At 72.2% G+C, this 17,754-nt stretch carries 20 protein-coding genes and 1 tRNA gene; 8 read left to right on the top strand and 13 right to left on the bottom strand.

Annotated elements, in window-relative coordinates; all coding sequences use genetic code 11:
• Positions 1-641: 641 nt before the first annotated feature.
• Positions 642-714, bottom strand: a tRNA-Ala gene (locus tag ACQP2P_RS41485).
• A gap of 76 nt (positions 715-790) precedes the next feature.
• Positions 791-1,345 carry a YqgE/AlgH family protein gene (locus ACQP2P_RS41480; protein ID WP_344619484.1) on the bottom strand — a complete coding sequence of 185 codons (555 nt, stop codon included), beginning with the start codon at positions 1,343-1,345 and terminating at the stop codon, positions 791-793.
• Between the two features lie 220 nt (positions 1,346-1,565).
• Here ACQP2P_RS41480 and ACQP2P_RS41475 point away from each other — a divergent pair, with 220 nt between their 5' ends.
• Positions 1,566-2,324: an S-methyl-5'-thioadenosine phosphorylase gene (locus ACQP2P_RS41475; RefSeq protein ID WP_433619496.1), complete on the top strand. Its 759-nt coding sequence runs from the start codon at positions 1,566-1,568 to the stop codon at positions 2,322-2,324.
• Here the strand turns inward: ACQP2P_RS41475 and ACQP2P_RS41470 are convergent.
• From ACQP2P_RS41470 to ACQP2P_RS41455, 4 genes are all read right to left on the bottom strand, one after another.
• Positions 2,260-3,303: a sensor histidine kinase gene (locus ACQP2P_RS41470; RefSeq protein WP_433610512.1), complete on the bottom strand. Its 1,044-nt coding sequence runs from the start codon at positions 3,301-3,303 to the stop codon at positions 2,260-2,262. The genes ACQP2P_RS41475 and ACQP2P_RS41470 overlap by 65 nt on opposite strands.
• Positions 3,296-3,976, bottom strand: a complete 681-nt coding sequence (locus tag ACQP2P_RS41465) for a response regulator transcription factor (protein WP_433610510.1) — start codon at positions 3,974-3,976, stop codon at positions 3,296-3,298. Before ACQP2P_RS41465 ends, ACQP2P_RS41470 begins: the two co-directional genes overlap by 8 nt.
• Positions 3,977-3,994: 18 nt before the next feature.
• Positions 3,995-4,360, bottom strand: coding sequence for a hypothetical protein (locus tag ACQP2P_RS41460; protein WP_433610508.1), 366 nt, complete (start codon positions 4,358-4,360; stop codon positions 3,995-3,997).
• Positions 4,361-4,440: 80 nt separating this feature from the next.
• On the bottom strand, positions 4,441-4,890 hold the full coding sequence (locus ACQP2P_RS41455; protein WP_433610506.1) for a MarR family winged helix-turn-helix transcriptional regulator: 450 nt from the start codon (positions 4,888-4,890) through the stop codon (positions 4,441-4,443).
• An 81-nt stretch (positions 4,891-4,971) separates the two neighbouring features.
• On the opposite strand from ACQP2P_RS41455, the gene ACQP2P_RS41450 reads away from it, so the two are divergent.
• Positions 4,972-6,552 (top strand): MFS transporter, encoded by a 1,581-nt coding sequence (locus ACQP2P_RS41450; protein ID WP_433610504.1) that lies wholly within the window; start codon positions 4,972-4,974, stop codon positions 6,550-6,552.
• A 121-nt stretch (positions 6,553-6,673) separates the two neighbouring features.
• On the opposite strand, the gene ACQP2P_RS41445 is transcribed toward ACQP2P_RS41450, so the two are convergent.
• The 3 genes from ACQP2P_RS41445 to ACQP2P_RS41435 form a co-directional block, all read right to left on the bottom strand.
• Complete coding sequence (locus tag ACQP2P_RS41445) at positions 6,674-7,447, bottom strand: hypothetical protein (RefSeq protein WP_433610502.1); 774 nt, start codon at positions 7,445-7,447, stop codon at positions 6,674-6,676.
• A gap of 89 nt (positions 7,448-7,536) precedes the next feature.
• Positions 7,537-8,298: a hypothetical protein gene (locus tag ACQP2P_RS41440; protein ID WP_433610500.1), complete on the bottom strand. Its 762-nt coding sequence runs from the start codon at positions 8,296-8,298 to the stop codon at positions 7,537-7,539.
• A gap of 46 nt (positions 8,299-8,344) precedes the next feature.
• Positions 8,345-8,659, bottom strand: a complete 315-nt coding sequence (locus ACQP2P_RS41435; protein WP_433610498.1) for a hypothetical protein — start codon at positions 8,657-8,659, stop codon at positions 8,345-8,347.
• Between the two features lie 80 nt (positions 8,660-8,739).
• On the opposite strand from ACQP2P_RS41435, the gene ACQP2P_RS41430 reads away from it, so the two are divergent.
• The 6 genes from ACQP2P_RS41430 (at position 8,740) to ACQP2P_RS41405 (ending at position 14,377) form a co-directional block, all read left to right on the top strand.
• A complete protein-coding gene (locus ACQP2P_RS41430; protein WP_433610496.1) occupies positions 8,740-9,312 on the top strand; it encodes a thymidine kinase in 573 nt (190 codons plus the stop codon).
• A 53-nt stretch (positions 9,313-9,365) separates the two neighbouring features.
• A complete protein-coding gene (locus ACQP2P_RS41425) occupies positions 9,366-9,659 on the top strand; it encodes a metal-sensitive transcriptional regulator (protein ID WP_433080324.1) in 294 nt (97 codons plus the stop codon).
• Positions 9,660-9,681: 22 nt separating this feature from the next.
• A complete protein-coding gene (locus tag ACQP2P_RS41420) occupies positions 9,682-10,182 on the top strand; it encodes a hypothetical protein (protein WP_433610494.1) in 501 nt (166 codons plus the stop codon).
• Between the two features lie 244 nt (positions 10,183-10,426).
• Complete coding sequence (locus ACQP2P_RS41415; RefSeq protein WP_433610492.1) at positions 10,427-10,900, top strand: lipoprotein; 474 nt, start codon at positions 10,427-10,429, stop codon at positions 10,898-10,900.
• 493 nt (positions 10,901-11,393) lie between these two features.
• Positions 11,394-13,601, top strand: coding sequence for a ricin-type beta-trefoil lectin domain protein (locus ACQP2P_RS41410; protein ID WP_433610490.1), 2,208 nt, complete (start codon positions 11,394-11,396; stop codon positions 13,599-13,601).
• Between the two features lie 101 nt (positions 13,602-13,702).
• The gene (locus ACQP2P_RS41405) at positions 13,703-14,377 is read left to right on the top strand and encodes an MOSC domain-containing protein (RefSeq protein WP_433610488.1); all 675 of its coding nucleotides are present in this window, start codon (positions 13,703-13,705) and stop codon (positions 14,375-14,377) included.
• Here ACQP2P_RS41405 and ACQP2P_RS41400 read toward each other — a convergent pair.
• The 4 genes from ACQP2P_RS41400 to ACQP2P_RS41385 all read right to left on the bottom strand — a co-directional run bounded on the left by ACQP2P_RS41400 (position 14,374) and on the right by ACQP2P_RS41385 (position 17,721).
• Positions 14,374-15,237 (bottom strand): dioxygenase family protein, encoded by an 864-nt coding sequence (locus ACQP2P_RS41400; protein ID WP_433610486.1) that lies wholly within the window; start codon positions 15,235-15,237, stop codon positions 14,374-14,376. The two genes, ACQP2P_RS41405 and ACQP2P_RS41400, sit on opposite strands and share 4 nt — an antisense overlap.
• A gap of 224 nt (positions 15,238-15,461) precedes the next feature.
• Positions 15,462-15,680 (bottom strand): hypothetical protein, encoded by a 219-nt coding sequence (locus ACQP2P_RS41395; protein ID WP_433610484.1) that lies wholly within the window; start codon positions 15,678-15,680, stop codon positions 15,462-15,464.
• Between the two features lie 301 nt (positions 15,681-15,981).
• Positions 15,982-16,644, bottom strand: coding sequence for a phosphotransferase (locus ACQP2P_RS41390; RefSeq protein ID WP_433610482.1), 663 nt, complete (start codon positions 16,642-16,644; stop codon positions 15,982-15,984).
• A 447-nt stretch (positions 16,645-17,091) separates the two neighbouring features.
• Positions 17,092-17,721, bottom strand: coding sequence for a response regulator transcription factor (locus ACQP2P_RS41385; RefSeq protein WP_433610480.1), 630 nt, complete (start codon positions 17,719-17,721; stop codon positions 17,092-17,094).
• Between the last annotated feature and the right edge of the window lie 33 nt (positions 17,722-17,754).

The following is a 17,754-nucleotide window of genomic DNA, read 5'->3' as shown; positions in this document are numbered from 1 at the left end:
GATCGCGAATCGGCGCCGTGAACTCTTCGGCTGCCAGGGTGCGCCGGTGCGCGGGGGGTTTGGTGGGGCGAAGCCCCCCATTGGGGAGCGACCGAAGGGAGCGCGAGGAATGCCACCCGTCGCAAACGCGTTTGGTGCTCCGCCGCGATGAGCAGGGATCGCGAATCGGCGCCGTGAACTCTTCGGCTGCCAGGGTGCGCCGGTGCGCGGGGGGTTTGGTGGGGCGAAGCCCCCCATTGGGGAGCGACCGAAGGGAGCGCGAGGAATGCCACCCGTCGCAAACGCGTTTGGTGCTCCGCCGCGATGAGCAGGGATCGCGAATCGGCGCCGTGAACTCTTCGGCTGCCAGGGTGCGCCGGTGCGCGGGGGGTTTGGTGGGGCGAAGCCCCCCATTGGGGAGCGACCGAAGGGAGCGCGAGGAATGCCACCCGTCGCAAACGCGTTTGGTGCTCCGCCGCGATGAGCAGGGATCGCGAATCGGCGCCGTGAACTCTTCGGCTGCCAGGGTGCGCCGGTGCGCGGGGGGTTTGGTGGGGCGAAGCCCCCCATTGGGGAGCGACCGAAGGGAGCGCGAGGAATGCCACCCGTCGCAAACGCGATTGGCGCTCCGCCGCCATGAGCAGGGAGCGCCAATCGATGGGTGGAGCCGAGGGGACTCGAACCCCTGACCCCCACACTGCCAGTGTGGTGCGCTACCAGCTGCGCCACGGCCCCATCATGCTGTGCTTCGCTCTCGCGGGCACTCACGGAATAGTACACACACCCGGGGTGGGGGTCACATCGGGTATCCCTAGTTCTGCGTCGGGTCCGCCGGGTAGTGCGCCACCGCGGCCATCAGGCCGCCCTGGCGGCGCAGGACCATCTGCCACAGGTCGTCGGGGCGCGGGGCGAAGGCGTCGCTGGGGAGGGCGTCGAAGACGAACCAGGAGCCGCCCTCGATCTCGCGTTCGAGCTGGCCCGGGGACCAGCCCGCGTAGCCGGCGAAGACGCGGACGCCGAGGACGCCGGCCACGAGGAGGTCCGGGTCGCCCGAGAGGTCGACGGTGCCGACCGCGCCCGAGACGCGGTTGAAGCCGGCCAGGTCCTCCACGCCGGGGCGGGTGCGGGCCAGGCAGATCGCGGCCTCGGGCTGGACCGGGCCGCCCTCGAAGACGACCGGGGGTTCACCCGCCAGGGCGCCCCAGCCGCCGAGCACGTCGGCCACCTGGACCTCGGTGGCGCGGTTGAGCACGACGCCGAGCGCGCCGCCCTCCTCGTGCGCGACCACGAGCACGACGGTGCGCTCGAAGTTCGGGTCGCGGAGCGCGGGGGTCGCCACCAGCAGCCGCCCGGTCAACGACTCCATCGCCCTCCCTCGACGCTGCCTGGACGTGCCCCGGCCGGTGCCGGAATTTCTCGGTCTCGGTGACCCACGTCCCGTGGGGGGCTCACCCAGTTCGCCGGGCATCGACATCAGTCCCACCAGCAGACAACGAAGCGGGGTGCGAGGGTCATGTCTCGCACCATAGCCTGACCCGCGCGTCCCGGTTAGGGTCTGTTCCGTGACCTCACTCGCGGACGTCGCCGTGATCGGCGGATCGGGGCTCTACGCACTCCTCGACGACGCCGAGGAACACGTGGTCGACACGCCGTATGGCCCACCGTCGGACCCGATCACGGTCGCGACCGTCCACAACAGGCGCGTCGCGTTTCTGCCCCGGCACGGAAAGGATCACCGGTTCCCGCCGCATCGGATCCCCTATCGGGCGAACCTGTGGGCGCTCAAGGAGATCGGCGTGTCGCAGGTGCTGGCGCCGTGTGCGGTGGGCGGGCTGCGGCCGGAGCTGGGGCCGGGCACGTTCGTGGTGCCGGACCAGCTCATCGACCGGACCTCGGGGCGGGTGCAGACGTTCTACGACGAGGGCGCGGTGCACGTGAACTTCGCCGACCCCTACTGCGCGACCGGGCGTGACGTGGTGAAGAAGGTCGCGGCCGAGCACGGGATCACGGCCGGGGACGGCACGATGGTGGTGGTGGAGGGGCCGCGGTTCTCCACGCGGGCCGAGTCGCGGTGGTTCACGGCGATCGGCGGCGCGGTGGTGAACATGACCGGGCACCCGGAGGCGGTGCTGGCCCGGGAGCTGGCGCTCTGCTACACCTCGATCGCCTTGGTCACCGACCTCGACGCCGGGGTGGAGGGCGAGCACGGGGTTACCCAGGAGGAGGTCTTCCGGGTCTTCGGGGAGAACACCGAGCGGCTCCGGCGGGTCCTGCTCGACGTCATCCCGCGACTGCCGGAGCGGCCGGACGATCCGTGCCGGCACGCCCTGGACGGTCTGCGCTAGGCAGCCGCACGACGAACCGGCAGCCGTCGCCCACGTTGGCCGCGGAGACGGTGCCTTGATGGGCCTCGACCAGCCCGCGCACGATGGCCAGGCCGAGTCCTCCGCCCGCGCTTCTGTCGGGTGTGCGCGCCGGAGTCCCCCGGAACGCCACGTCGAACACGCGGGGCAGGTCGGCCTCGGCAATGCCGCCGCAGGTGTCGCTGACCGCGAGCCAGCCCCCGGCGTCGTCCTGGCCGCCGGTGACGGTCACGGTGCCGTCCGGCGGCGTGTACCGGATCGCGTTGCGCACGAGGTTGTTCACCACCCGCGAGAGCTCCGGCATCGAGCCGCGCACCACCGGCCAGCCGGTCGAGGGCTCGGCGACGATGCTGATGTGCCCGGCGGTGGCGAGGGGCTCGGCGGAGGCGATGGCGTCGGAGACCACGTCGCCGAGCGGCACGTCGGCCACGGTCAGCCGCAGGGCGCCGGCGTTGATCCGGGACAGCTCGAACAGGTCGTCGACGAGCGCGGCCATGCGGTCGGTCTCGGCGCTGATGCGGCGGTGGTACTCGGCGACGGTCTCGGGATCGGACACGACCCCGTCGTCGAGCGCCTCGGCCATCGCGCGCAGCCCGGCCAGGGGCGTGCGCAGGTCGTGCGACACCCAGGCGACGAGCTCGCGGCGGCGCGCCTCGGCCTCGCGCTCCCAGATGCTGGCGCGGGCCAGGCGGCGGCCGGACCAGAGCCCGACGGCGAGCGAGACGCTGGCCGCGGTGCCGACGACGATGAGCAGCACGTGCAGGTCGTGGTCGGAGATGAACATGCGCATGGCGGCGCCGAGGATGCCGGCGAGGACGCTGAGCACCGAGACGAGCAGGATGACCACGACGTGCGCGGTCACCGAGCGGCGGCGCAGCGCTCGCAGCGCGGCCAGGCCCGCCAGCGCGACGACCAGGGAGCCGCTCAGCGCCATGAGGAAGGTGTTGAGGACGTCACGCATATTCGTACCGGTACCCGACGCCCCACACCGTGAGGATCCGCTTCGGTTCGGCCGGATCGTCCTCGACCTTCTCCCGCAGGCGTCGCATGTGGACGGTGACGGTGGACTGGTCGCCGAAGGTCCAGCCCCACACCTGCTCCAGCAGCTCCGCCCGGCGCAGCACCCGGCCCGGGTTGCGCATGAGGAACACCAGCAGGTCGAACTCGCGCACGGTCAGCGCGAGCTCCTCGCCCCGCCGGGTCGCGATCCGCCGGGCGACGTCGACGCGCAGGTCGCCGTCGGCCAGCTCGCCGGTCGCCGGGGCGGGGGCCGCGCGGCGCAGCACCGACTGCACGCGCAGGACCAGCTCGCGCGGGGAGAACGGCTTGGTGACGTAGTCGTCGGCGCCGACCTCGAGCCCGAGCACCCGGTCGGACTCCTCGCCGAGCGCGGTCAGCATGATGATGGGCAGGCCCGGGTCCTGGGCCCGCAACCGCCGGCACACCTCGAGCCCGTCGAGGCCGGGCAGCATGAGGTCGAGCACGACGAGGTCGGGCCGCTCGCGGCGGTACTCCTCCAACGCCCCCGGCCCGTCCCCGGCCAGCGTGACGCCGTAGTCGGCCCGCTCCAGGTATCGCCGGACGACGTCGCTGACGGTCGGGTCGTCATCGACGACCAGCACGCGCTGCCCCATCGCTCGACTGTAGAGCGGTCAGGTCTCGCCGCCGAGGTCCGTCTCGTACGCCTCGTGGAGCAGATCCGCGCCCCGCTGCCGGTGCTGCCACACCTCGCGGATGAGCCGGTCGGCGTCGCGCCGCACAGCCTCCGCCGGGTGCCGGCCCGACAGCCGCCCCTCGAGCTCGTCCAGGGCGCTCCACACCGAGCGGTGGTCGCCCACGAGGGTGCTGAGGTACGGCGCCAGCCGCGGCGCATCGTCCAGCATCTCCGCGTAGAGCCCGCCGGGCCCCTCCGTCTCCTCCACGTGGACCGCGAACGCCTCCTTGAGCTGCGCGACCGCGCGACTCACCCGGGTCTCGAACGCCGGGTCGCCGACCGGGGTCTGGATGGCGTGTCGCATGACTTGAATGCCGCCGAGCAGTTCCATGCCGCACCTCCCGCCCAATCCATAATGTGACGCGGGACACACTGCTGTCCAGCTCAGAGCGTGGGGATCTCCTCGCTCGCAGTGGCCTCGGCCTCGGTCATGCGCGTGAGCCAGGCGTTGACGACGGCCAGCTCATCCGCGGTGAACCCGCCGGACAGGCGGGCCTCGACGGCCTGGACGGCCGGCACCGCCTCGCCGAGCCGCGCCCGCCCGGCCTCGGTCAGGAAGATCTGCTGCGAGCGCCGGTCGGTGGGGTGCTGGCGGCGCTCGACCAGCCCGGCCCGCTCCAGGCCGGCGAGCATCTCGTTGGCCGACTGGCGCGCGGTGGAGACCTTGCGGGCCACGTCGGCCACGGACATCCCCGGCGCCTCGTCGAGCAGCATCAGCGACGCGAACTGCGCCACCGACAGCTCGTGCGGGACCAGCGCCTCGGCGACGACCCCGCGCAGGGCGAGCCAGGCGTGGCGGACGAGGAAGGTCGAGCAGGCGTCGCTGGGGTTCACCCACCCATTGTGCGCCCGGGGCTATTGACAGGGACCTGTCATTGCGGGAGCGTGGCCATCATGACCGTCAGGGACCTGTCAATGAATCTACTGCGGCAGCGCCGGGTGCTGTCCGTGCTCGTCTTCGCCGCGGTGCTCATCTGGATCGACACCACCATCCTGGGCATCGCCCTGGAGCGCATCGCGGACCCGCGCACCGGCCTCGGGGCCACGCCGGGCCAGCTGCAGTGGGCCGTCGGCTCCTACGCGCTGCTGTTCGCCACCGCGCTCTTCGCCGCCGGCGCGCTCGGCGACCGGTACGGCCACCGCACGATCCTGGTCCTCGGCCTCCTCGGCTTCGGTGCCGCCTCGGTCTGGGCCGCCTGGGCCGGCGACGCGACCGGCCTGATCCTGGCCCGCGGCCTGATGGGCCTCGGCGGCGCGATGATGATGCCCACGTCCATGGCGATCATCGGCGCCACGTTCCCGCCCGAGCGCCGGGCCGGGGCGATCGCCGTGTGGTCGGCCTCCAGCGGCGTCGGCGTCGCGCTCGGCCCGCTGCTCGGCGGCGTGCTCGTGGACCACTTCTGGTGGGGCTCGGTCTTCCTGGTCAACCTGCCCGTCGTGGCGCTCGCGCTGGCGGGGATCGCGTGGGCGGTACCGAATCCGAAGCTCGCCCAGCGGCGCCGCCCGGACCCGATCGGCCTGCTGCTGTCCACGGCCGGCCTGGCGTCCCTCGCCTACGGCCTCATCGAGGCCGGCCAGGACACCGACTGGGCCCGCGTGCGGGTGTGGGGCCCGGTCCTGCTCGGCCTGGCGCTGCTCGCGCTGTTCACCGTCTTCGAGTGGCGCGCGCCCGAGCCGTCGTTCGACCCGCGCCTGTTCCGCAGCGGCCGCTTCAGCGCCGGCAACGTCGCCCTCGCCGCGCTGTTCTTCGCCATCACCGGCCAGATGTTCTACGGCAACTTCTATCTCCAGGGCGCCCGCGGCATGAGCGCCCTCGCCACCGGCCTGGCCTTCCTGCCCGGCGCCCTGGGCGTGGCGATCGGCTCCGGCCTGGGCGCGCGGCTCGCGAGACGGTTCGGGGTGGGCCTGGTCAGCGGCGGCGGCCTGCTCGTCGTGGCGGCCGCGTTCCTGGCCAACCTGGCCTTCGACGTGGACACCCCGCTGGTCTGGTTCTGCGCCGTCGGCCTGGTCAGCGGCACCGCCATGGGCATGACGATCGCGCCGACCGTGGCCGCCGTCATCGCCGTGCTGCCCCTGGACCGCATGGGCGCCGGCTCGGCCGTGAACAACAGCGTCCGGCAGGTCGGCAGCGTGCTAGGCATCGCGCTGCTGGGCGCGGTGCTCACCACGACGTACCGCGACCGCATCGCCCCGGCCCTGGCCGGCCTCCCGCCCGCGGCCCGCGACGCGGCGGCCCCGTCGGCCGAGCACACCCGCGCGGTCGCCGATGCCCTGCACCGCCCGGACCTGACCGAGCGGGCGAACGACGCCTTCGTCGCCGCGATGCACACCACGGCGGCGACCGCCGCGCTGGTCGCCTTCCTGGGCGCGGTCCTGCTGCTGCTCGCCTTCCGCGCTCGTCACGGCCACGGCGCGCCCGCCGGCCGCGAGCGGCAGTCCCAGCCGGGCGACGAGCAGCGGCAGCCCGGCGCGAAGGCCGGCTTCAGCCGTGCATGATGACTCGGGTCCGCGGTGGTGCGGACCGTCGCTCCCGCCAGACACCGCTCGGCGCTGGCGCGCCGACGCTGCCAGGCCCGCGTGTGGTCGCGCTCTTTTGATCGACCCGACCCGGACGGTCCTAGGCGTGGACGAGTGCCAGGTCCTCGCCGGCCCGGATGCCGGGGCCGCTGAAGGTCGACCGGGTGCCGCCCGGGCCCGCGTGGACCACCCGGGCGCCGGCCAGGTAGCGGATGCTCACGTTCTCGGCGAAGTTCCGGCCGTTGGGCAGGGCGCCGGCGGCCATGATGGTGCCGATGTCCACGCCCCAGACCCGGTGGCCCTCGTGGCCGTCGCGGAACAGCACCGCCACGTCGCCGCTCAGGTAGGCGTCGTAGACGATCCGGACGCCCAGCTCCAGCCGCAGCGCGAGCAGGGTGTCGCCCCGGGCGCCGTCCGCCAGCGCCGTGCTCGCCGACTCGATGGTGTCGGCGCCCCACGCGTGCTCGTAGGTGAGGCGCTGGACGTTGGGGATCTCGATGTCGTACCGCAGGTGCTCCGCCGCCGCCACCCCGCCGTTCGGGGACCACAGGTGGGCCGCGGTGGCGATCAGCCGGGGAACGTCCTCGATCGGCAGCTCCACCGGCTCGGAGCCCACCCCGGTGATCGAGGCGCTCGCCACGCGCAGCGTCGTGGTGACTGGCGTCCAGCCGTGCGTGCCGTGCAGCAGGCCGTCGATCTGCACCCGGTCCGGCGCACGGCCCAGGCACGCGGCCACGGCCTCGGCCAGGCCGTCGTCGCCGAGGCCGAACAGCTCCACCTCCGACTCGCTCGTCGGATGGCGGTCCTGCCCGTGGGCGTTGACGCTGGACGACGCATAACACTGGCCCGCAACGATCGACAGCTCAATGCCCATGACCGGCCCCCGTGATCACGCAATGTTACGCATACGTTACGCCCGGTCAAGCGAACTTGACCTTGAAAAGCGAAACCGGGGGCCGTGATTCAGGAGCGGGCGGTCGCCGCGCGGAAGGACGGCGCGGACTGCTCGGGCGCGACCGCGGTCGCCTTGCGCAGGCGCAGCTCGGCGTCGAAGGCCTCGTCGTCCAGGCTCCGCTTCGCGGCCGCGGCCATGTCCGCGGCCTTCGCGGTCTGGCGCTCGATCTCCGACGCCTCCTGGTACGCGTGGAACTTCCGGTCCCGGATGACCTTGCGCAGCATGAGCTGCTGGGCGAACGGGTGCGCCCGCGGGTCCCACCCGTTGCGGTGCATGAGCGCGTCGGCCAGGTCCGAGGCCGTGATCTCGCCGCGGTCGTGCGCGGCGTTGACCATGCGGACGAGGTCGCGGCGGCGGTTCTCCGGGTCGTCGTCCTCGGTCGCCGGGAACGCGTTGGCGCGGCGGAGGCGGTGCACGGCCTGCTCCGCCTCCTCGAACGCGCGCCACGCGGCCTCCTGGGTCCGCTGGGCCGCCTCCCACTCGCCCCGCCGGCGCTCGGCCATGGCGTTGGCGCGCTCGGCGGCGATGGCGACCTCGGCGCAGTACCGCCGCAGCTCTTCGATCTCCTTGGCGCTGCGCTCGAGCTTGGCCTGCTTCTCGCGCACGGCCTCGGGGTCGCGGATCGCCTTGCGCAGGCGGCTCCACCAGGACGGTCCGCCGGAGCCGCGGCGGGAGATGAGCGTCACGATCAGGAACGTGATGATGACGGCGGCGAGCAGGGCCAGCCAGATGGCCAGCGCTTCCTGCATGCCGTGCGAGAAGTTCTGCATGGTGGGGGCACCTCGGATGGCGAGACCGGTCAGGGAGGGGTTCGTCTCACGCCGGGTGCGCCGGTGGTGCCCGGCCCGCCACGGCACCCACGTGGCGGCCGGTGAGCAGCGGGCTCGAGCCGCCCGCGAGGGCGGGCCCGGCGTGGGTGCGCGGAGCGACCGGCCGCGCATCGTCCACTGTGGACTTCGGCGCGGGCGCCGGGGGTGCGGCGGCGTTGAGTGACACCGGCGCGGGGCGCACCGGCTCCACTGTGGACGGCAGGGCGGGGGTGAAGCCGGCGCCGATGATCAGCGCGCAGACGGCCATCGCGAGTCGTCGCACGCTGCGCCGCAGGCGGCTGGGCGGCGAGACGACCTGCATCACTCAAACATGCCCGTTCCCGGCGAAGGTCGCAACCTGGGGTGAAAATTCCTACAGTCGCGAAGGCGTACCGTGACGCCGTGGATCTGACCGTCATCCTCGGCCCGATGAAGAGTGGCAAGTCGCTGGAGCTGGTGAGCCTGCTCTCGCCGCTGCAGTACACGGACGCGCGCCACCGCGTGTTCCAGAGCGCGCGCCACGTGCGCGACGCCGGTGTCGTCTCGCGCAGCGGCGCCGCGCTCACGACCGTCAAGGCGACCTCGCTGGCCGCGGCGCTGGACGAGGAGCTCGACGTCGTCGGCATCGACGAGGTGCACATGTTCACGCTCGCGGACATGCTCGTCGTGCGCCGGCTGCTCGAGCGGGGCACGCGCGTGGTGGCGGCCGGCATCGACCTCGACCACCGCGGCGAGCTGTTCGCGCCGGTGCGGGCGCTGCTGGAGCTCGGGCCCGCGAGCGTCACCTACCGGCGCGCGGTGTGCGACCGCTGCCGCTCGTTCTCGGCCGTCCACACGCAGGTGCTCGAGCGCGGCGAGCCGATGATCCGGGAGCTCGCGCCCTCGACGGCGCTGCCGGACGACGGGACGTACACGTACGAGGCCCGCTGCCGCATCTGCGTGGTGCTCCCGGACCGGCTGACCCTGGCGGTCTAGCCGCCGCTTCATACCCCCAGGGGGTTACCCCGAACGCGGGTATGCTGGTGGGTATGACCAGCCCGACGCCGCGTGGGTACACCGCCACCAAGGACCAGCTCCAGAGCCGCCTGCGCCGCATCGAGGGCCAGGTGCGCGGCGTGGAGAAGATGGTGGACGAGGACCGGTACTGCATCGACGTGCTCACCCAGATCAGCGCCATCCAGGCCGCCCTGGACAAGGTGGCGCTCGGGCTGCTCGACGACCACGCCCGGCACTGCATGCACAACGGCGCCCAGGAGGGCAAGGGCGAGGAGATGGCCACGGAGATGATGGCGGCCGTGGGACGGCTCCTGCGCCGGGGTTGACGGTTCCCTATTGTCTACTGCCGTGCCCGACTACGCGTTCGTACGGCAGACCGACGGCTTCACCTGTGGCCCCACGGTCGCGATGGTCGCCTCCGCGGCCCTGGACCCCTCCTACGGCGCGACCGTCACGGACGCGGGCGAGGAGCAGCACCGCATCCACGCCGCCGCCAACCGGCTGTGGCCCCGCAAGCTCGGCACCACCCCGTGGGGCGTGGCCGGGGTCATCTCCGCGCACACGGCGGCGCTGGGCGTGCGCTACGGATGGCGGTTCTTCCGCGGCGACCTGAGCGCGGCGATCGCGGCGGTGGAGTGCGACTGGCCGGTGGCGATGCTCATCGGCGCCGCGATCCCGCGCCACTGGGTGCTGATCGTGGGGCACCACGACGGGGTGCTGGAGTGCTTCAACCCGGCCCGGGGCGTGGTGACCTCGATCCCGGTCGCGGACGTGGCGGCGCGGCGGCTGGAGCCGCTGGGCTTCCCGCGCGCGTTCGCTCTGGTGCTGCCGCGACACGTCACGTCCTGAATCTGCGGGACGCGGTGATCGCGGGTACGTTGCTGGCGTGGTGCCGCTGCGTTACGTCCAGGGCGACGCGACCAGCCCGCCGGCCGCCGGTCCCAAGATCATTGCGCATGTGGGCAACGACCTCGGCGGCTGGGGGAGCGCATCGAGCCGCTGATCATCACCCGGCTGTGCGCCCGCGACATTCCGACGACCGTGTACGACCTAGCTTGATCACGTTGCCGCCGACGTCCTCTTGGAGTGTGCAGTGAGGCGCATCCTGAGCCTGTTCCTGACCGCCGCCGTGCTGGCCGGCTGCTCGAACGACGACAAGAGCGCTCCCGCGCCCGCCGCCGAGCCGTCGGCCGGGAGCGTGGTCGCCATGCCGCACGCGGATGCGCAGGCGCTCGCGGACAAGTACCGCACCGAGGCCGTCACGGCCCTGGGCGCGACGCTGAGCGGGCCGCCGACGAGCAACCTGACGCCGTGCGAGGGCCCGCACACGTTCACCGCGATCACCTACGGTGACGTGCCCGTCCCCACCGACCAGCAGAACGCCGCCCTGCAGAAGCTGCGCGAGCACTTCAGCGGCGCGCGGTACACGGTCGCGCCGCCCGGGGCCGACGGCTCCCTGAACGCGATCACGCCCGACCGGGTCAAGATCTCGGTCGCCCCCGAGGGCACCGACACACTGCGCATCAACATCGCGACCGCGTGCTACTCGTCGGACGAGCCGATGTGACCGCGAAGACGCACGTCGACGTGGTCCGCCCCGACGGGGCGATCGTCGCCGACCCCGACGGCACCATCACCGGGGGCCCCGCGCGGACCGTCGCCGTCCACCACGGCACGGATGTGCCCGCCGGCCCGCTGCTCGCGATGGGTCCGCCAGATCGTCGCGCCCGACCGTGCCGGTCAGGCGCTCCGGGTCTCCCTCCGTCACCGGGATGTCGCAGCGGCGCGTCGGGGGCCGGGTTCTCGGCGGGATATCGGGGCAGCGCGACCACCCACGGACCTGGCAGCGACGGCGCGCCAGCGCCGAGCGGTGTCTGGCGGGAGCGACGGTCCGCACCACCGCGGACCCGAGTCATGGGCTTGAGAGAGCGCTCTCCAGACACTGAATTTTCAGGCTCTTGACTACGGGGTCACATCGACGCAACACTTCACGTACTCGCTGAGAGCGCTCTCACCGCCATGGATCGCGCCCGGCCGGCAACCTCGAAAGCAGGCAGCCCATGAGTTCCAGATCTCGCGCCCTACGCAATGTTCTGCTGGCCGGGACGACATTGACCGTTGTCGCGTTCGGCCTCGCCGGCGTCATCGGGTCGGCGTCCGCCGCCGTCACCGGCAACCCGATCATCGGTCCCGGCGGCAAGTGCGTCGACATCTCCGGCGACGACACCGGCGTGAACGGCACCGCGGCCCAGTTGTGGGACTGCCAGGCCGCCGCCGCCGACCAGCACTGGACCTGGAGCGGCACCGCGCTGACCGCGATCGGCCGGTGCCTCGACGTGGTCAGCGGCGGCACCGCCAACGGCACCAAGCTGCAGCTGTGGGACTGCAACGGCACGGGCGCCCAGCAGTGGGTCGCGCAGGCCGACGGCTCGATGAAGAACCCGCAGTCCGGCCGGTGCATGGACTCGCCGAGCGGGGCCACCGCCAACGGCACCCGCCTGCAGATCTGGGACTGCAACGGCACCGGCGCCCAGAAGTTCGCCATCACCACACCGCCGCCGCCGACCGGCACCTGCCCGACGTACTCCGACACGCCGGACTTCGGCCCGAACGTGCACATCTATGACCACTCGATGAGCGACGCGGCCATCCAGGCGTCGCTCGACTCGGTCTTCAACGCGCAGAAGGACACCCAGTCCGCGCAGTTCGGGACCCGCCGCGACGCCCTGGTGTTCAAGCCGAGCACCACCCCCTACGCCGTCGGCGCGAACATCGGCTTCAACACCTCGATCCTGGGCCTCGGCCAGAACCCCGACGACACGCGCATCAACGGCGCCGTCACGGTCGACGCCTTCAACGCCAGCGACGCGGGCAACGCCACCCAGAACTTCTGGCGCTCGGCGGAGAACCTGTCGGTCAACACCCTCGGCGGGACCAACCGCTGGGCCGTCGCCCAGGCCGCGCCGTACCGCCGCATGCACGTCATCGGCGGGCTCAACCTGTTCCCGGCCAGCTACGGCTGGGCCAGCGGCGGCTACATCTCCGACTCCAAGGTGGACGGCAACGTCGAGTCGGCGTCGCAGCAGCAGTGGTACACCAAGGACAGCACCCTGGGCAGCTGGAGCGGTTCCAACTGGAACATGGTCTTCTCCGGCGTCAACGGCGCCCCGGCGAACAACTTCAACACCAACCCGGCCGCCGGTCCCCGCTACACGACCCTGGCCACGACCCCCGTCTCGCGGGACGTGCCCTACCTCTACATCGACGGCAGCGGCAAGTACCGCGTGTTCCTGCCCTCGCTGCGCACCAACGCGTCCGGCGCGAGCTGGGCCGGCGGCTCGACCCCCGGCACCTCGGTGCCGATGAGCACCTTCTTCGTCGCCAAGCCCAGCGACTCCGCCGCGACGATCAACACCGCCCTCGCCAACGGCTGCAACGTCTTCTTCACGCCCGGCGTCTACCACGTCAACCAGACGCTGCACGTGACCAAGGCCAACACGGTCGTCCTCGGCATCGGCTACCCGACGATCATCCCGGACGGCGGCGTCAACGCGATGGACGTCGCCGACGTCGACGGCGTGCGGCTCAAGGGCCTGCTCTTCGACGCCGGCACCACCAACAGCGACACCCTGCTCAAGGTCGGCCCGGCCAAGACGGCCGTGTCCCACGCGAGCAACCCGACCACGGTCCAGGACGTGTTCTTCCGCATCGGCGGCATGGTCGCCGGCAAGGCCACGAACAGCCTGGTGGTCAACGCGAACAACACGATCATCGACCACACCTGGGCCTGGCGCGCCGACCACGGCAGCGGCATCGGCTGGACGGTCAACACCGCGGACAACGGCCTCACCGTCAACGGCGACAACGTCCTGGCGACCGGCCTGTTCGTGGAGCACTACCAGAAGAACGAGGTCGTCTGGAACGGCGCCAACGGCCGGATCGTCTTCTTCCAGAACGAGATGCCCTACGACCCGCCGAACCAGGCGGCCTGGATGAACGGCTCGACGCAGGGCTACCCGGCCATCAAGGTCGCGTCGGGGGTCACCAGCTTCGAGGCCTGGGGCCTGGGCAGCTACTGCTTCTTCAACGTCAACAACTCCGTGGTCTCGGCCCGCGCGTTCGAGGTCCCGGCGGTCGCGGGCGTGAAGTTCCACAACATGGCGATCGTCTCGCTCGGCGGGGTCGGCACCATCAGCCACGTCATCAACAACACGGGGGCGGCGGCGAACTCGACCACCAACAACGTGTACCTGGTCAACTTCCCCTAACCCGCACATCGACGACGGCCGGTCCGGGACATCGGGCCGGCCGTCGTTGTGTGCCCGAAATGACGGCGCGGCCGCGGCGCGTCACCCGCTAGGTTGACCGGGTGGCCTACCTGCTCTCCGTCAACGTCGGCACGCCCGTGCGCACCCAGCACTCCGACGTGTCGCACACGGGCATCGACAAGCGACCCGTCGACGGCCCGGTGGCGATCTTCGTGCCCGGCCCGCGCGGGACGCAGGAGACCGGCGTGGCGGGCGACCGCGTCTGCGACACCCGCCACCACGGCGGCCCGGACCAGGCCGTGTACGCCTACGCCCGCGAGGACCTCGACACGTGGGCCGCGCAGCTGGGCCGCGACCTGCCCGGCGGCGTCTTCGGCGAGAACCTGACCACGTCCGGCCTGGACGTGACCGGCGCCCGGATCGGCGAGCGCTGGCTCGTGGGCGACACGGTCGTGCTCGAGGTGTCCGCCCCGCGCATCCCCTGCCGCACGTTCGCCGGCTGGCTGGGGGAGCGGGGCTGGATCAAGACCTTCACCCGGCGCGCGATCCCCGGTGCCTATCTCCGCGTCATCCACCCCGGCTCGGTCCGGGCCGGCGACGAGGTGCGCGTGGTCCACATCCCGCCCCACGACGTCACGATCGGCCTCGCCTTCCGCGCGCTGACCGCCGAGCCGGAGCTGCTGCCCCGGCTCCTCCCGGCCGACGCGCTGCCGGTGCGGACCCGCGAGAAGATCCACAACCGCGTGGCCGCGCTGGTGCCGGCTTCCCGGCGCTAGGCCGTCTGCAGCGAGCGCTTGGACAGGCCCATGAAGTAGCCGTCGATGACCGACCGCACCGGGGCGTCGGGCTGGTCGGCGGCGCCGAGCGTGACGAACAGCGGCGTGTAGTGCTCGGCCGTCGGGTGCGCGAACGGCATGCCCGGGGCCTGGCTGGCGTACCGGCTCAGCGTGTCGACGTCTCCGCGGGCGAGCGCGTCGGCGGCCCAGTCGTCGAAGTCGGCCGACCAGCCCGGCGGGGTGCCGTGCCCGGTCCAGTGCTCCCGCGTGAGGAACGGCAGCCCGTGGGTCATGAACCCGGAGCCGATGACGAGCACGCCCTCCTGCCGCAGCGGCCGCAGCCGGCGCCCGAGCTCGAGCAGCCGATCGGGGTCGTGGGTGGGCAGGCTGAGCTGCAGCACCGGGACGTCGCCGAGCGGGTACATCGTCATGAGCGGCACCCAGGCCCCGTGATCGAGCCCGCGGCTGCTGTGCTCGTGCAGCGGCTCCGAGTCGGGCATGAGGGCCGCGACCTTGCGCGCGAGCCCGGTGGCGTCCGGCGTGTCGTACCGCAGCGTCCAGAACACGGGCTTGAAGCCGCCGAAGTCGTACACCAGCGGCGTGCCGGCGGCCGTGGCCGACACACTCAGCGGCGCCTGCTCCCAGTGCGCGCTCACGATCAGGATCGCCTTCGGCTTGGGCAGGTCGAGCGCCCAGTCGAGCAGCTGGCGCATCCATTCGGCGTCCTCGAGCAGCGGCGGCGCGCCATGGCTGATGTACAGGCTGGGCAGCGCCCCGTCCTCGGGCGCCCACGTCCGCTGCTCGCGACTGGCCGGCACGGCTACCGCGAGGTGCCGCTCGAGAAGGGGAAGCTCGTTCATACTTCCAGAGTAGCGCGTTAGTTGAGCGCTCAACAGTGTGAGCGCGCTCGCGGTTCGCCACGCTCGACCGGGCCCGGCACGTCCTCCTCGACCGGGCGCGGCTCGTCCTCCTCGGCCGCCCGGCCCTCCTCTCGGCCGGGCGCGGCTCGTCATGCGCAACCGGGCGCAGTGCCTTCGTCCGTTCGCCAGCGCGCAGTGTTCCCTCCGCAATGCGGCCGACCGGCTCAGCCGGCCGCCACCTCGGAGGCTCGGTGCAGGGCATCGGCCACGGCCCGCGTTTCTTCGGCGCCGTACACAAGGAGGAGTTCGCGCTCATGTCCACCACGGCGATCGGTAGCCGTGGCGCGCTCAACGACGACCCGGGTGGTGGTGAGCCGGTCATCGACGCAGATGTCCATGTCGGCCACGCCGATGTCCACCTGTCGGACGAAGAGTTCTTCCATGAGGCAAAGCGTGGCGCCACCCCGAACCCGGTACGCCGCCCTGATCGGGTTATTCGCCCTCGCCTGCGCACCGCCGGGCCCTGGTCGGCCGCGACTATGACCTGTGACCTGTGACCTGGGCCCAGCCTCGTCGCCGCCGAGCGCCTAGTGCGTTGACCGCCAACGTTGACCGGGTTGGTGGCCGCCGCCGTGAGCGCTCGTTCGGCTGTGTCTCGGAGCCGGCAAGGTTGGTGGACACCGCACTAGGCCGCGGCGATCGTGCGGGCCTGCGCCTCGGCGACGCCGGCGCGCCGTGACCCGCTCAGAAGTGGGCGCGCGCGGCCGTGGTGACCAGGAGCTTGGCCTCGTGCAGGTGGACCTTCTCGTCGGCGGTGACGTTGGCGTCGGCGGAACGCCGGTGCACGGCGGCTTCGAGCTGGGAGAGGGGGTTGTCGCGAGTGCAACTCAGGAGCGTGTCCAGGAATGCCTCGGCCCGCTCGGCGAACTGGTGCCCCGGCAGCACCGCGACCGTGGCGATGATGAGCGCCGTCATCGCCACGTCCAGCTCCGGCGGCCCCTCGCAGCTGTTGCGCCAGTCGATGACGACGGGGCCGCCCTCGGTCATGACGACGTTTTCGGGGTGCAGATCGAGGTGGAGAATGCGTGTGCCGGGGTCGGTGGCTGAGCGAACGCGCACTTTGTGCAGCCGTTCGAGCAGATCGGCCAGCACGGTGGCGCCCGCCTTGAGGTCGAGGGCGCCGTCGCCGAGGGCCTGCAGCATCGTGGGCCCGTCGAGGCGCTCCATGACCAGGTCGGCGCCCTCGGCCTGGTAGATGCGCGGGACGGGATACCCATGATCGGAGACGTACCGCATGATCGCCGCCTCCGCCGCGACATCCCCGCCGCGACGGTACCGCCGGAGCACTCGCCGCTCGTCGAGCGCATAGACATCCGCGTCGCGGCCGCTCGCGAGAAGTGCGGTCATGCCGCGACTCTACGTCCCCGGTCGCAATCATTCAGCCCTTAGGGGCGGGGCCATCCACTCTCGTGAGCGGCACGCGGCCGTTCTGCACGAGCACCGCTGGACGAACGCTCGATGCCCACCACCACGCCGAGTCACCGCAAGCGATTCCGGACCGGCCGCACACCGCACGTTCGCTCACATTGGCCCGTGCAAGTCACGCATGCACATTCGCTCACGTCCCGCCGCGCGAGTCGTGCATGCACATTCGCTCACCGCGCGCCGCGCGAGTCGTGCATGCAGGTTCGCTCATGTCCCGCCGTCCCAATCCCCGGCGTTTGTGCGGGTCCGCCTGCGCGCTCGCTCACGTCCCGCCGTGCGGGTCGGGCTTTGCACGTTCGCTCACCGTCCGTTGTGCGGGTTGCGCGTGGCACCCACGGCGCGAACGGCCAGTTCGGGGAGGCGGTGTGGCTAGAGCCAGCCGTTTTCGTCGGCCAGGCGGACGGCTTCGGCTCGGGTGCGGGCGCCGGTCTTGCCGATGGCCGCGGACAAGTGGTTGCGCACGGTGCCCTCGGACAGACCGAGCTGCGCGGCGACGTCGGCCACGGTGCCGCCTTCTCGGGCTGCGCGTAGTACGTCGGCCTCGCGCGGCGTCAAAGGACTGTCGCCGCTGGCCAGGGTCTCGGCGGCCAGGGTCGGGTCGACCACGCGGAGGCCCTGGGCGATGCGGCGGACGGCGTCGGCGAGCTGCTTCGCGGGCGTGTCCTTCACGACGAACCCGGATGCGCCGGCGGCCATCGCGCGCCGGAGATATCCGGGGCGGCCGAACGTCGTCACCATCAGCACCTTGCACGAGGGCAGCGCCTTGCGCAGCGCGGCGGCGGCCGCGATCCCGTCGAGGCCGGGCATCTCCACGTCGAGCAGGGCGACGTCCGGCCGGTGCTCCCGCGCGGCCGCGACGACCTCGTCCCCGCGCCCGACCTCCGCGACGACGGACAGATCGGCCTCGAGATCGAGCAGCGCCGCGAGCGCGCCCCGCACGAGGGCCTGGTCGTCGGCGATCAAGAGTCGGATGGACACCCGAGCATCGTGCCACGCCATGAACGCTAGCCCGTCACGCGTCGATGCCCACGA

The organism is Dactylosporangium sp. CA-139114 (assembly GCF_050955725.1).
Taxonomy (GTDB): domain Bacteria; phylum Actinomycetota; class Actinomycetes; order Mycobacteriales; family Micromonosporaceae; genus Dactylosporangium.
Note: the sequence above shows the minus strand (reverse complement) of the source record. Positions and strands in the feature narration are given on the sequence as shown.